The sequence below is a fragment of the Streptomyces sp. NPDC021100 genome, from assembly GCF_044333095.1.
In the GTDB taxonomy this organism is placed as follows: Bacteria; Actinomycetota; Actinomycetes; order Streptomycetales; family Streptomycetaceae; genus Streptomyces.
Map to the genome: position 1 here is coordinate 58,471 of NZ_JBIRQH010000008.1, position 13,744 is coordinate 72,214.

Consider the following 13,744-nt stretch of genomic DNA (forward strand, 5'->3'; position numbering starts at 1 on the left):
CGCCCGCGGCGGGCTGGTTCCCCGCCCCTCCCCCGGAGGGGGCACCCCCACGTCCCGTTTCTTGCGGGGGCTCCGTCCCCGCACCCCCGAAACCGCGCTCCGCGCGATTGTCCTCAAACTCCCCCAGAGGGGGTGCCCCCAGACGGGCTGAATGGGTCACGCGTCACCCTCGCGCATCGGCACGCGGACCCCGCGGTCCTCGGCCACCGACTCGGCGATGTCGTACCCAGCGTCCACATGCCGGATGACGCCCATCCCCGGGTCGTTCGTCAGCACCCGGCGGATCTTCTCGCCCGCGAGCGGCGTGCCGTCGGCGACCGTCACCTGGCCCGCGTGGATGGAGCGGCCCATGCCGACGCCGCCGCCGTGGTGGAGGGAGACCCAGGAGGCGCCGGAGGCGACGTTGACCATGGCGTTGAGCAGCGGCCAGTCGGCGATCGCGTCGGAGCCGTCGAGCATGGCCTCCGTCTCGCGGTAGGGCGAGGCGACGGAGCCGCAGTCGAGGTGGTCGCGGCCGATGACGACGGGGGCGGACAGTTCGCCGCTCGCCACCATGTCGTTGAAGCGCTCGCCGGCCCGGTCGCGCTCGCCGTAGCCGAGCCAGCAGATGCGGGCGGGCAGCCCCTGGTAGTGGACGCGTTCCCCGGCCATCTTGATCCAGCGGGCCAGGGACTCGTTCTCGGGGAAGAGGTCGAGGATCGCCTTGTCGGTGCGGGCGATGTCGGCGGGGTCGCCGGAGAGGGCCGCCCAGCGGAAGGGGCCCTTGCCCTCGCAGAACAGCGGCCGGATGTAGGCGGGGACGAAGCCGGGGAAGGCGAACGCCCGGTCGTAGCCGGCGAGCTGGGCCTCGCCGCGGATGGAGTTGCCGTAGTCGAAGACCTCGGCGCCGGCGTCCTGGAAGCCGACCATGGCCTCGACGTGCTTCGCCATGGACTCGCGGGCGCGCGTGGTGAAGCCGGCCGGGTCCTTGGCGGCGGCGTCGGCCATGTCCTCGAAGGCGATGCCGGTCGGCAGGTAGGCGAGCGGGTCGTGGGCGGAGGTCTGGTCGGTGACGATGTCGATGGGCGCGCCCATCGCGAGGAGCTGCGGGACGAGCTCGGCCGCGTTGCCGAGGACGCCGATGGACAGCGGTCGGCGGGCGTCGCGGGCCTCGACGGCCAGCCGGAGCGCGTGGTCGACGGAGTCGGCCTTCACGTCGAGGTAGCGGTGCTCGATGCGGCGGTCGATGGCACGCGGGTCGCAGTCGATGCAGATCGCGACGCCGTCGTTCATGGTGACGGCGAGCGGCTGGGCGCCGCCCATGCCGCCGAGGCCGGCGGTGAGGGTGATCGTCCCGGCGAGGGTGCCGCCGAACTTCTTCGCCGCCACCGCCGCGAAGGTCTCGTAGGTGCCCTGGAGGATGCCCTGGGTGCCGATGTAGATCCACGAACCGGCGGTCATCTGCCCGTACATGGTGAGGCCGAGGGCCTCCAAGCGGCGGAACTCCTCCCAGTTCGCCCAGTCGCCGACCAGGTTGGAGTTGGCGATCAGGACGCGCGGCGCCCACTCGTGCGTCTGCATCACGCCGACCGGACGGCCCGACTGGACGAGCATGGTCTCGTCCTGCTTGAGCGTCCGCAGCGTGCGGACCATGGCGTCGAAGGAGCGCCAGTCGCGGGCGGCCTTTCCGGTGCCGCCGTAGACGACGAGCTTGTCGGGGTGCTCGGCGACCTCGGGGTCGAGGTTGTTCTGGAGCATGCGCAGGGCGGCCTCCTGCTGCCAGCCCAGGGCGCTGAGCTCGGTGCCTCGCGGCGCTCGCACGGGTCGCGGTCCTGACATGGGCCCTGCCTCCCTGACTCCCGGCCTCGACGGACGCCGGCCTTTTTTGAATAGAACTTCTGCACATACTGGGCCGGTGAATACCTCTAGTCAACAGGTCGGCGGGCCCCTTCGCGCCGTGGCGCTCCACCGGGTCCGGTGGTGAAGTAGGAGCGTGGGCCTGAAGGGGAACGGTCGGCCGGAGCCCGGCCCGGCGGAGCGGCGGGACGCCGCCGTCCGGGCGGCGGTGGCGCGGGGACTGGTGGACGAGGGGCACCCGGTGGCCGGGCTGCTGGACGTGGCCGGGATACGAAGGTCGGCGGCGGCCCTGCGCGCGGCGTTCGACGAGGTCCGCACCGGCGGCGGGCAGGGCGTACTGCACGCCTTCGCGGTCAAGGCCGCCTCCCTGGTGCCGGTGCTGCGGCTGCTCGCCGACGAGGGGCTGGGCTGCGAGGCGGCCAGCCCCGGCGAGCTGGCCCTGGCCCGCGCCGCCGGCGTGCCGCCCGGCCGCATCGTCCTCGACTCCCCCGCCAAGACGCCCGCCGAGCTGCGCGAGGCACTGGCGCTCGGCGTCGCCGTCAACGTCGACAGCCGGGCCGAACTCGCCCGTCTCGACGCCCTGGTGGCGGCCGACGGGCCGCCCGCCGCCCCGCTGGGCGTCCGGGTCAACCCGCAGGTCGGCGGGGGCAGCATCGGCGCGATGAGCACCGCCACGGAGAGCTCGAAGTTCGGCGTGGCGCTGCGCGACCCGGGCGCCCGCGCCTGGCTGCTGCGGGCGTACGCGGACCGCCCCTGGCTGACCCGGCTGCACGGCCACGTCGGCTCGCAGGGCTGCCCGCCGGAGCTGCTCGCGGAGGGCGCGCGCATCGTCTACGAGCTGGCCGAGGAGATCAACGGGCTCGCCGGGCGGCAGCAGGTCGACACCCTGGACATCGGCGGCGGCCTCCCCGTCAACTTCGCCTCCGACGAGGAGACTCCGAGCCACCACGACTACGCCCGGCTGCTCGCCGCGACCGTGCCGGGGCTGTTCGACGGGCGGTACGGGCTGGTCACCGAGTTCGGCCGGTCGCTGACGGCCAAGCACGGCCTGGTGCTGGCCCGGGTGGAGTACGCCAAGTCCGCCGGGGGCCGCCGGATCGCCGTGACGCACGCGGGCGCCCAGGTGGCGACCCGGACGGTGTTCGCGCCGGACGCCTGGCCGCTGCGGGTGGCCGCGTACGACGCCCGGGGGCTGCCGAAGACGGGCGCGCCGGTGGCCCAGGACGTCGCCGGGCCCTGCTGCTTCGCGGGCGACCTGGTGGCCGTGGACCGGGCGCTGCCGCCGCTGGAGACCGGCGACCACGTCGCCCTGCTCGACACCGGCGCGTACTACTTCTCCACGCCCTTCGGCTACAACGCGCTGCCCCGGCCGGGGGTGTACGGCTGGGCGGGTACGGCGGACGGGGTGCGGTTCGCGCCCGTCCGTGCGGCGCAGACCCTCGACGAGCTCGTCGCCGAGAGCGGGGGCGCGCACGCGGGGGCGCTCAGCGGGCTGCGCTGACCGCCGCCGTCCGGCCGGCGGGGTGCCGGGGACGGCGGGCGCCGCCCGGGGCGGCGTCGCCCGCCGCGAGGCCGGTGGTCAGATAGCCGCGGACCTGCTTGCCGGCCGGGCTGCCCTTCGCCCACTCCGTACGCACCCACAGCAGCGCCTCCGTCCGGCGCTCCAGCCCGCCCAGCCACTGGGCCTTCGCCCACAGGCCCGCGCCCAGTCCGGCCATCGCCAGGCCGGCGGCGCCGGGGGCCGCGAGGGAGGAGGCGACGGCGGCCGGGAAGGCGAGTGCGAGCCACCAGCGGCGGCCGCGGCGCCAGCCGCGTACGGTCACGGCGCGGTCTTGCAGGTACACCGCCTTGCCCGCCCGCGAGGCGGCGCCCGCGAGGTGCGCGTAGCGCTTGCGGCGGGCCGTGAACGCGACGGTGGCGGTCGCCAGGAAGAGGGCCGCTCCGGCGAGCAGGCCGATGCGGCGGCCGGTGAGGCCGGGGAGGGCGGCGCCGATGCCGGCCGCCAGCAGGCCGAGCCACCACAGGGGAGCGGCTGGTGCTCGCACGATCACCGCTACGCGGGCCAGCGCGCAGTGTCCACGTCCCATCGGAAACCTCCTCACATCGGCTGAATTCCGCGGGCAGGGTAGCGGGCGAATCTGAGGAGAAGCTGAGGATGGTGGGCGGGGGCGCCTGCGGCGGGCTGGTGCCCCGGTCCCGCCCCTTCGCCGATTCCTGGGGGCTGCGCCCCAGACCCCGCTTGTCGCGGCTGCGCCGCTCGTCCTAAAACGCCGGACGGGCTGAATAGTGCGCCCGGGCGCGACCGCCCAGCCCGTCCGGCGTTTGAGGACCTCGCGGCGAAGCCGCGATGCCGGGGCGCGGGCCCTCCCGCGGAAACGGCGAAAGGGCGGGACCGGGGCACCCCACATGACCGAACGATGACAGCGACGTCATACCCCGGTATCACCCCGCACCGAGCGCCCGAGTATGACGTGCACACGCCCCCACCCCCGCTACCGTCAGAGCAGCGCACGGGGGTGGACGGACGGACAACGAGCGGAGGAACCCGGAATGCCGGTCGACAAGCGGGGATTGAGGCGACGCGCAGCGGTCGCGGCGGTGGCGCTGGTGCTGACAGGGCTGATGAGCCTGCTGGGGTCGGCGACGGAGGCGAGCGCGCACGCGCATCAGAAGGCCGCGAGCACACAGGCACGCTGACCCCGCGTCACTCCACGAAAAGCCCCCGCACCGCCGCCTTGGCGTCGAACTCCTCCAGCCGCGCCTGCGCGTCGGGCAGCGCGTCGCACATCGCCTCCAGGAGCACCCGTCCCAGCAGCATCGGCGCGCAGGCGGTGTCGAAGACCAGGCCGGTGCCCACGGCGGCGGGCAGCAGGAGGTCGCTGTGGCGGGCCACGGGGGCGAAGGTGGAGTCGGCGACGGTGACGACGGTGAGGCCCGCGCCCCGCGCGTACTCCAGCGCCTCGACGACCTCGCGCGGGTGGCGGGGCAGCGCGAAGCACAGCAGGACGCTCGCCCCGGCCCGTACCGCCGCGTCGAGGCAGTCGACGAGGAGGCTGCCGCCCTCGTCGAGCAGCCGGACGTCGGGGTGCACCTTGCGGGCGAAGTAGGTGAAGCCGGCGGCCTGGGCGCCGGCGGCGCGCAGGCCCAGCACCGGCAGCGGGCGGGACGCGGCCAGCAGCCGCCCGGCGCGGGCGACGGGCTCGGGGTCGGCGAGCAGCGAGGCGAGGTGCCGCAGGTTGTCGATCTCGGCGTGGACCGCCTGCTGGTACGCGTTCTCCATGGCCGGTGCCGTCTCCGGCGCCGCCGGGACCGCCTCCCGGAGGTGGCGGCGGAGCGCCGGGTACCCGTCGAAGCCGAGGGCCACGGCGAAGCGGGTCACGGACGGCTGGCTCACCCCGGCGAGTTCGGCCAGTTCCACGCTGGAGAGGAAGGGCGCGTCGGCGGCCCGGCGCACCATGCAGTGGGCGATGCGGCGCTGGGTGGGCGTCAGCCGGTGCCCTTCGAAGAGCTTCTGCAGCCGTGCGGTGGCCTCCGGTGCCGCGCCGGTCTCCGTCATCCGCTCTTCCTCTCCCGTTCACCCCGGGCCATTCACCGGACCCGGGCTCTGCATGGAATTATGCAGCCACCGGCCGGGGCCGGCGCCCCTACAGACCCTCCAGCAGCTTCTTCTGCGGCTTGCCCATCGCGTTGCGCGGCAACGCCTCCAGGAACCGGACCCGGCGCGGCCGCTTGTGCACCGACAACTCACCGGCCACGAAGTCGATCAGCGCCTGCTCCGTCACGCCCTCCGCCACCACATACGCGACGATCTCCTGGCCGAGGTCGTCGTGCGGCAGCCCGACGACGGCCGCCTCGGCCACCGCCGGGTGGTCGAGCAGCGCGTTCTCCACCTCGCCGGCGCCGATGCGGTACCCGCCCGACTTGATGAGATCCGTGGAGGCGCGGCCGACGATGCGGTGGGTGCCGTCGGGGTCCAGCGCGGCGATGTCGCCGGTGCGGAACCAGCCGTCCGCGGTGTGGGCGCGGGCCGTGTCCTCGGGGCGGCCGAGGTAGCCGGAGAAGAGGGTGGGACCGGACACCTCCAGTTCGCCGATGCCGCCGCCGTCCTCGACGGCCGCGATCCGGGTGCGCGTCCCCGGCAGCGGCACGCCGACGCGTCCGGGCACCCGCTCCCCGTCCGCCCGCGCGGCGACGGTGATCAGCGTCTCCGTCATGCCGTACCGCTCGACGGGCCGCTGTCCGGTCAGCGCCTCCAGCTCGCGGAAGACCGGTGCGGGCAGCGCGGCGCTGCCGGAGACCAGCAGCCGCGCCCCGGCCAGCCGCCGGGCCGCGTCGGGCGCGCCGACGACGCGGGACCACACCGTCGGCACGCCGAAGTACAGGCTGCCGTCCGCCGCCGCGTACGCCTCGGGGGTCGGCCGCCCGGTGTGGACCAGCCGGCAGCCGGTGCGCAGCGCGCCCAGCACGCCGAGCACGAGCCCGTGCACGTGGAACAGCGGCAGCCCGTGGACCAGGGTGTCCTCCGCCGTCCACTGCCAGACGTCGGCGAGCCCGTCGAGGCAGGCCGTGATCGCGTCGTGCGGTATCAGCACGCCCTTGGGGGCGCCGGTGGTGCCGGAGGTGTAGAGGATCAGCGCCGGACGGTCCGGGTCCGCCGTCCGCTCCGGGTGGTCGGCCCGTTCCCGGATGTCGACGGGGACGGACGCGACGTCGCCGTCGCCGTCCTCCGCCTCCCCGCCGAGGACGAGTTCGGCGCCGGAGTCGCGCAGGATGTGCCGTCGTTCGACGGGTCCGGCGTCCGGCGGCAGCGGCACCACGGGCACGCCGGCGAGCAGTCCGCCGACGACCGCGACGGCCGTCTCGGCCGTCGCCGTCGCGCGGACGGCGACGCAGGCCGCGCCGGCGATCCGGTGCGCCACGGCCCCCGCGGCGCCGAGCAGGTCCTCGCGGGAGAGGGTCCGTCCGGCGAAGGAGAGGGCGTCCGGCCGGTCGGCGGTGTCGCCGTCGGTGAGGGACGACAGGAGGGCGGCTGTCACGGGCTGCTCCTTCCACGGAGCCGCCCCGGGGGCGGCCCCACTGCGGATACTGGTGCTGCCCCCACCGACGGGGGCCACGGGCCGACCGTACCGTTGTCGCCATGACCGGCCACGACCCTGACCTGAAGCCCGACCTCAAGAAGGACCTCGACGCGTCCCTCCAGGCCCGCAAGGAGCTGGGCGCCGACTACGAGGCGGAGCTCGTCGACTCCTTCCTGGAGAAGGTGGAGGACAAGCTCGACGGCGCGGTGGCGCGCCGGCTGCGCCGCCAGGCCGCCGAGCAGCAGATGACGGCCGCACGCGGCGGGAAGCCCGGCGCGGGCGGCGAGTTCGGCACCTTCGGCGAGCGGTTCGGCTTCGCGACGGTGACGCTGGTGCTGGCGATCCCGCTGTCCGCGATCGGCGTGGGCAGCGCCGGGCTGGCCGGGCTGCTGGTGACCTGGGCCGGGATCGTGGGGGTCAACGCGGTGCACATGCTGCGGGCGTTCCCGTGGCAGCGGAACCAGGGCCGCGACGGCTCGGAGTGGGACTGACGGGCCGCGGGTGACCCAGGGGAAGGACTGACGGGCCACGGGTGACCCGGGGGAAGGACTGCGCGGGGGCCGCCGCACCCCGGGCCGAGCCCGGGGCCGGGACGGCGGCGGTCCCCCGCGGGGACGCGGCCCGGGCCGTAGGGCGCCGGTCACCGCGTCCGGACGGCCGTGGAGTCCGGGAGCCGCTCCGGAAGTCCCGCCGTCGCACCGATGTGCCGCCCGGGGCGCTTCCGCCCCTGCGGCACGCCTCCAGTGTGGCGGGGCCGTGTTAAGTCCGTGCTGCCGTCGCGTGACACATACGTTCCTTTTACGGGACGGGCGCGGGCGTTGACGGCTCCCGAACGGCCGGAGCGCGACCCTTGACGGCCCGGTGCACGCCCCCTGACGGCCCGGAGCGCGACCCCGAACGGCCGGAGCACGACGGAGCCCGCCGGCCCGGCTCCCACCGGTTCCGACGGGCTCCACCGGCCGTCGGCCGGCCCCGACCCGGGCCGCGGACTACTTGCTGCCCTCCGCCAGGAACGCCAGCAGGTCCTGACGGCTCACCACACCGGTCGGCTTGCCGTCGACCAGCACGATCGCCGCGTCCGCCGTGCCCAGCACGGCCATCAGGTCGCCGACCGGCTCGCCGGAGCCGACCTGCGGCAGCGGCGCGCTCATGTGCTTCTCCAGCGGGTCGGAGAGCGACGCGCGCTGGGTGAACAGGGCGTCCAGCAGCTCCCGTTCCACGACCGAGCCGATGACCTCGGCGGCCATCACGTCCGGGTGGCCGGCGCCCGGCTTGACGATCGGCATCTGCGAGACGCCGTACTCGCGCAGCACCTCGATCGCCTCGCCGACGGTCTCCTCGGGGTGCATGTGCACCAGCGAGGGCAGGCCGCCGTCCTTGCGCCGCAGCACGTGGCCGACGCGGGCGGCGTCGCCCGGCTCCTCCAGGAAGCCGTAGTCCGCCATCCACTCGTCGTTGAAGATCTTGCTGAGGTAACCGCGGCCGCTGTCCGGCAGCAGGACGACCACCACGTCGTCCTCGGTCAGCCGCTCCGCCAGGCGCAGCGCGCTGACGACCGCCATGCCGCAGGAGCCGCCGACCAGCAGCCCCTCCTCGCGGGCGAGGCGGCGGGTCATCTGGAAGGCGTCCTTGTCGGAGACCGCGATGATCTCGTCGGTGACCGTGCCGTCGTAGGCGGTCGGCCAGAAGTCCTCGCCGACGCCCTCGATCAGGTACGGGCGGCCGGAGCCGCCGCTGTAGACGGAGCCCTCGGGGTCCGAGCCGACGACCTTGACCTTGCCGCCGCTGACCTCCTTCAGGTACCGGCCGGTGCCGCTGATCGTGCCGCCGGTGCCGACGCCCGCGACGAAGTGCGTGATCTTGCCTTCGGTCTGCTCCCACACCTCGGGACCGGTGGAGTGGTAGTGCGACAGCGGGTTGTTCTGGTTGCTGTACTGGTCGGGCTTCCAGGCGTTGGGGATCTCACGGACCAGCCGGTCGGACACGTTGTAGTACGAGTCCGGGTGCTCCGGGTCGACGGCGGTGGGGCAGACGACGACCTCGGCACCGTAGGCCCGCAGCACGTTGATCTTGTCCTGGGACACCTTGTCCGGGCAGACGAAGACGCACTTGTAGCCCTTCTGCTGGGCCACCATCGCGAGGCCCACGCCCGTGTTGCCCGACGTCGGCTCGACGATGGTGCCGCCCGGCTTCAGGTCACCGGACTTCTCCGCGGCCTCGATCATCCGCACGGCAATGCGGTCCTTCACCGAACCGCCGGGGTTGAAGTACTCGACCTTGGCCAGCACGGTCGCCTTGATGCCCTCGGTCACGCTGTTGAGCTTCACGAGGGGGGTGTTCCCGATGAGCTCGATCATCGAATCGTGATACTGCACGGTGGTCTCCGCGGTCGGGGGCACTAGCGGTTCGTCGCGTGCCCGTACAACCAGCCTATTCGGACGATTCGAGGGCCGAGTGCACCAGTGACGCGTTGCACTGACCGGTGCTCGGGGCACGTAGCCATCAACACGGTCGAGCAAGGGTGCACAGCGCTCGTGGAGCGGGAGGAGACCCGCCTTATGTCCATGTCGAGGGCGAGGGCAGCGCGACGGATCGCGGCGGCGGCGGCGTACGGAGGCGGCGGCATCGGGCTGCTGGGCGGGGCGGCCCTGGGGCTGCTGCTGACCGAGGTGGCGCTGGCCCGGCGGGTCGTCGGCGGCAACCACGACACCCCACCGCAGGCGGACGGCCGCTACGGGTCGGCGTTCGTCCACCGGGCCGGGAACGAACCGCTGGTCCTCGGCATGCTGGGCGACTCCACGGCCGCCGGCAAGGGCGTCCACCGGCCCCGGCAGACGCCCGGCGCCCTGCTGGCCACCGGACTGGCGGCGGTCGCCGAGCGGCCGGTGGAGCTGCGGAACGTGGCGCTCTCCGGCGCCCAGTCCTACGACCTGGAGCGGCAGGTCACCCTGCTGCTGTCCGGCCACGACCGGGCACCCGACGTCTGCGTGATCATGATCGGCGCCAACGACGTCACCCACCGGGTGCCCGCCGCCCGCTCGGTCCGGCTGCTGTCGGAGGCCGTCCGCAGGCTCCGCGAGGCGGGCTGCGAGGTGGTGGTCGGCACCTGCCCCGACCTCGGCACCATCGAACCGGTCTACCAGCCGCTGCGCTGGCTGGCCCGGCGGCTGAGCCGCCAGCTCGCGGCGGCGCAGACGATAGGGGTGCTGGAGGCGGGCGGGCGCTCGGTCTCGCTGGGCGACCTGCTCGGCCCGGAGTTCGAGTCCAACCCGCGCGAGCTGTTCGGCCCCGACAACTACCACCCCTCGGCGGAGGGCTACGCGACCGCCGCCATGGCCGTCCTGCCCACGCTCTGCGCCGCGCTCGGGCTGTGGCCGGAGGACGAGGAGCGGCCGGACGCCGCGCGCCGCGAGGGCATCCTGCCGGTGGCCCGGGCCGCGGCCCAGGCGGCGGCCGAGGGCGGCACCGAGGTCACGGCCGCCCGCGGCCGCTGGGCCCTCCTCAAACACCGCCGCCGCCGGCAGCTTCCGCCCCCGGAGGGGCCGGAGGGACCGGGGGACGGGCCGGAGCGGCACCACGTGTGGCACCGGGTGGGACGGTAGGGGGGACGCCCCGGCCCCTCCCTTTCACCGTTTCCTGCAGGGGCTGCGCCCCCGCACCCCCGAAACCGCGCTCCGCGCGGTTGTCCTCAAGCTCCCCCAGAGGGGGCGCTTGAGGACGAGCGGCGCAGCCGCGACCGTCGCGGAGCGACAATGGACAGGCACCCGGCCGCCCGGGGGAACCCGCCGCCGTCACCCGGCCCGACGGCCATGAGTCACATCACAGCCGCCGCCTCGTGACCTTGACCTTACGTGCGGGTAACTTCACCGGAGTCCTGCCGTCGCGTCGACTGGAGCCGTGATGCCCGAAGCCGTGATCGTCTCAGCTGCTCGTTCCCCCATCGGCCGGGCCTTCAAGGGCTCGCTGAAGGAGCTGCGGCCGGACGACCTGACCGCCACGATCATCCAGGCCGCCCTCGACAAGGTCCCCGGCCTGGACCCGCGCGAGATCGACGACCTGATGCTCGGCTGCGGCCTGCCCGGGGGCGAGCAGGGCCACAACCTCGCCCGGATCGTCGCCGTGCAGATGGGCATGGACCACCTGCCCGCCACCACGATCACCCGGTACTGCGCCTCGTCCCTCCAGACCTCGCGGATGGCCTTCCACGCCATCAAGGCGGGCGAGGGCGACGTCTTCCTCTCGGCGGGCGTCGAGATGGTGTCCCGGTCCGTCAACGGCACGTCGGACGGCATGCCCGGCACCCACAACCCGCTGTTCGCCGACGCCGAGGCGCGCACCGCGGCCCGCGCCGAGCAGGGCGGCGAGGGCTGGCACGACCCGCGCGAGGACGGCCTCGTCCCGGACGCCTACATCGCGATGGGGCAGACGGCCGAGAACCTCGCCCGTCTCAAGGGCATCACCCGCGAGGAGATGGACGAGTTCGGCGTCCGCTCGCAGAACCTCGCCGAGCAGGCCCTCGCCAACGGCTTCTGGGAGCGCGAGATCACCCCGGTGACCACCCCGGACGGGACGGTCGTCACGAAGGACGACGGTCCGCGCGCGGGCGTCACCATGGAGGGCGTCAGCGGCCTCAAGCCGTCCTTCCGCCCGGACGGCCTGGTCACGGCCGGCAACTGCTGTCCGCTGAACGACGGCGCCGCCGCCCTGGTGATCATGTCCGACACCAAGGCGCGCGAGCTGGGCCTCACCCCGCTCGCCCGGATCGTCTCCACCGGCGTCTCCGCCCTCTCCCCCGAGATCATGGGCTACGGCCCGGTCGAGGCGAGCCGCCAGGCGCTGAAGCGGGCCGGCATGACCATCGACGACATCGACCTCGTCGAGATCAACGAGGCGTTCGCCGCGCAGGTCATCCCGTCCTACCGCGACCTGGGCATCGACATCGACAAGCTCAACGTCAACGGCGGCGCCATCGCGGTCGGCCACCCGTTCGGCATGACGGGCGCGCGCATCACCGGCACGCTCATCAACTCGCTCCAGTTCCACGACAAGCAGTTCGCGCTGGAGACGATGTGCGTGGGCGGCGGGCAGGGCATGGCGATGGTCATCGAGCGGCTGAGCTGAGGCGCAGCGGAGGGTAGGGGTCGCCTGAGGCACGAAGGCGGCACCTGCCCGCAGCGGAGCCGCAGCTCAACGCGACCAGAAGAAGGTGGGCGGCTGAGCTGAGGCGCAGCGGAGGGTAGGGGTCGCCTGAGGCACGAAGGCGGCACCTGCCCGCAGCGGAGCCGCAGCTCGACGCGACCGGAAGAAAAGGTGGGCGGCTGAGCTGATCGCTTCCCCCCGCCTCCCGTTCGTGACCCAATCTCCCCCAGGATGTGACCAACGTCCCGGGGGAGATTCGTTTCCGCTGGTCAGCTATGTTGAAGTCACCACCCCCGGGCCCTAAGTCCCGCCGGTTTCATGACGTTTTGCACTGGGGACCGGGGAAGCCGCGCGCGAAGCTGAGGTAGGAATTCGGGGACCGACAGCAACCGGGAGTACGTCAGTGAGCGCCATGTCCCTTGCCCTGCTGCTGGCCGCCGCCACTGCCACCGCCGCGGGCACCGCCGCCCTGTGGACGACCCGCGGGCTGCGCCGGCAGATCCACGCACTCCGCGCCGACCTGGCCGAGGCCGGCGCCCGGCACACGGCGACCACGGCGAACCCGACGGGCCCGGCGGACACGATGACCGCGGCGGTCCCGGCCGCCCGGACGGCCCCCGCCGAGGAGCCCGGCGTCGTCCTCTCCGACATACGGGCCGCCGTCGCCGACGCGCTCGCGGAGGAGCGCGAGCGGGAGCTCGCCGAGGCCCGGGCGTTCTGGGCCGCGCAGGAGGCCCTCGACCTGGGCGGCGCGGCCGACGCGCCGTCCCTGCTGTCGAACCTGCCGGGCGCCGTGGACGAGACGGCCGCCCCCGAGCTCCTGTACGGCGACGTCCCGCAGGGCCCGTTCCCGTACCTGCCCCGGCAGACCGACGCCGCCGCGGCGGACGAGGCGGAGTCCCCGGAACTGGCCGCGGCCCGCCGCCGGCACCCGTCGCACCCCGACTTCTCGCCCGCGGGCGCCCCGGTCGGCGACCACGAGCGCACGGTCGAGCGGCTGTCCGAACTGGCCGAGGCCGGTGTGCCGCTGGCGGACGTCCGGCCCGGCCCGCTCGGCACCCTCGACGTCTACGTCTTCGCCGACGGCACCACCGTCTGCATGACGCCCGGCCACCGGGAGACCGCGGAGAGCCTGGCGCAAGCGCTGCGCACCGGCGAGGCGCCGGTGCTGCTCGGCGGCTCCGGCGTGGCGGGCGCGTACGCGCTCACCTTCGGCTGCGCGACGGGCAACGTCTACGTCCTCGCGGACCGCGTCATCGCGTCCCTCTGAGCCCGTCCGGCCGGCCCCCGTCTCACTGCAGGCCGCATCGCCGCGCCGCCCCCGCCACCAGCTCCACCGCCTCCGCGACCGCACCCTCCGGCGCGCCGCCGGCGGCCAGCGCCTCGGCCAAGTCATGGCCGGCGACGGCGACTTGGTCCGCGACGGCGAACATCCCGGCGTCCGGCATCTCGCGCGGCGCGGTCTCCCCGGGCTCCTCCATCCGCTGGGCCCGGGCCGCCAGCTCGCGGGCGAGGGCCAGCGCCTCGGCGGCGGCCCCCCGGCTCAGCCGGGACTGGGGCAGGGCGCGCAGGCGGTCGGCGAAGGTGTCCACGGCGGTCAGCAGAGGCGTCACATCATCCACGCCCCGAGACTATGCGGCGGCCACCGACTGTTGCCAATGGCTGAACACTCGGGCACGGTGACATGAAGG

12 protein-coding genes are annotated in these 13,744 nt (G+C 74.3%); 6 read left to right on the forward strand and 6 right to left on the reverse strand.

Annotated features, from left to right (window positions below; all coding sequences use genetic code 11):
* Positions 1-156: 156 nt before the first annotated feature.
* A complete protein-coding gene (hutU, locus tag ACH4PU_RS17160) occupies positions 157-1,818 on the reverse strand; it encodes a urocanate hydratase (protein ID WP_398272276.1) in 1,662 nt (553 codons plus the stop codon).
* Between the two features lie 154 nt (positions 1,819-1,972).
* Between hutU and ACH4PU_RS17165 the strand changes: the two genes are divergently transcribed.
* Positions 1,973-3,337 (forward strand): diaminopimelate decarboxylase, encoded by a 1,365-nt coding sequence (locus ACH4PU_RS17165; protein ID WP_398272278.1) that lies wholly within the window; start codon positions 1,973-1,975, stop codon positions 3,335-3,337.
* Here the strand turns inward: ACH4PU_RS17165 and ACH4PU_RS17170 are convergent.
* Positions 3,321-3,923, reverse strand: a complete 603-nt coding sequence (locus ACH4PU_RS17170) for a hypothetical protein (RefSeq protein ID WP_398272279.1) — start codon at positions 3,921-3,923, stop codon at positions 3,321-3,323. The genes ACH4PU_RS17165 and ACH4PU_RS17170 overlap by 17 nt on opposite strands.
* A 463-nt stretch (positions 3,924-4,386) precedes the next feature.
* Here ACH4PU_RS17170 and ACH4PU_RS17175 point away from each other — a divergent pair, with 463 nt between their 5' ends.
* Positions 4,387-4,533: a hypothetical protein gene (locus tag ACH4PU_RS17175; protein ID WP_398272282.1), complete on the forward strand. Its 147-nt coding sequence runs from the start codon at positions 4,387-4,389 to the stop codon at positions 4,531-4,533.
* A gap of 7 nt (positions 4,534-4,540) precedes the next feature.
* On the opposite strand, the gene ACH4PU_RS17180 is transcribed toward ACH4PU_RS17175, so the two are convergent.
* The gene (locus ACH4PU_RS17180) at positions 4,541-5,392 is read right to left on the reverse strand and encodes a MurR/RpiR family transcriptional regulator (protein WP_398272284.1); all 852 of its coding nucleotides are present in this window, start codon (positions 5,390-5,392) and stop codon (positions 4,541-4,543) included.
* Between the two features lie 88 nt (positions 5,393-5,480).
* On the reverse strand, positions 5,481-6,872 hold the full coding sequence (locus ACH4PU_RS17185) for an acyl-CoA synthetase (RefSeq protein ID WP_398272287.1): 1,392 nt from the start codon (positions 6,870-6,872) through the stop codon (positions 5,481-5,483).
* A 101-nt stretch (positions 6,873-6,973) separates the two neighbouring features.
* Between ACH4PU_RS17185 and ACH4PU_RS17190 the strand changes: the two genes are divergently transcribed.
* Positions 6,974-7,405 carry a hypothetical protein gene (locus tag ACH4PU_RS17190; RefSeq protein ID WP_398272289.1) on the forward strand — a complete coding sequence of 144 codons (432 nt, stop codon included), beginning with the start codon at positions 6,974-6,976 and terminating at the stop codon, positions 7,403-7,405.
* Between the two features lie 498 nt (positions 7,406-7,903).
* Here the strand turns inward: ACH4PU_RS17190 and ACH4PU_RS17195 are convergent, their stop codons facing one another.
* Positions 7,904-9,289 carry a cystathionine beta-synthase gene (locus ACH4PU_RS17195; protein WP_398272291.1) on the reverse strand — a complete coding sequence of 462 codons (1,386 nt, stop codon included), beginning with the start codon at positions 9,287-9,289 and terminating at the stop codon, positions 7,904-7,906.
* 183 nt (positions 9,290-9,472) lie between these two features.
* On the opposite strand from ACH4PU_RS17195, the gene ACH4PU_RS17200 reads away from it, so the two are divergent.
* The 3 genes from ACH4PU_RS17200 to ACH4PU_RS17210 all read left to right on the forward strand — a co-directional run bounded on the left by ACH4PU_RS17200 (position 9,473) and on the right by ACH4PU_RS17210 (position 13,323).
* Positions 9,473-10,516: an SGNH/GDSL hydrolase family protein gene (locus ACH4PU_RS17200; protein ID WP_398272294.1), complete on the forward strand. Its 1,044-nt coding sequence runs from the start codon at positions 9,473-9,475 to the stop codon at positions 10,514-10,516.
* Positions 10,517-10,814: 298 nt separating this feature from the next.
* Positions 10,815-12,035 carry an acetyl-CoA C-acetyltransferase gene (locus tag ACH4PU_RS17205; RefSeq protein ID WP_398272297.1) on the forward strand — a complete coding sequence of 407 codons (1,221 nt, stop codon included), beginning with the start codon at positions 10,815-10,817 and terminating at the stop codon, positions 12,033-12,035.
* 421 nt (positions 12,036-12,456) lie between these two features.
* Positions 12,457-13,323, forward strand: a complete 867-nt coding sequence (locus ACH4PU_RS17210) for a hypothetical protein (RefSeq protein ID WP_398272299.1) — start codon at positions 12,457-12,459, stop codon at positions 13,321-13,323.
* Between the two features lie 22 nt (positions 13,324-13,345).
* On the opposite strand, the gene ACH4PU_RS17215 is transcribed toward ACH4PU_RS17210, so the two are convergent.
* Positions 13,346-13,675, reverse strand: coding sequence for a hypothetical protein (locus ACH4PU_RS17215; protein WP_398272301.1), 330 nt, complete (start codon positions 13,673-13,675; stop codon positions 13,346-13,348).
* Positions 13,676-13,744 lie beyond the last annotated feature (69 nt).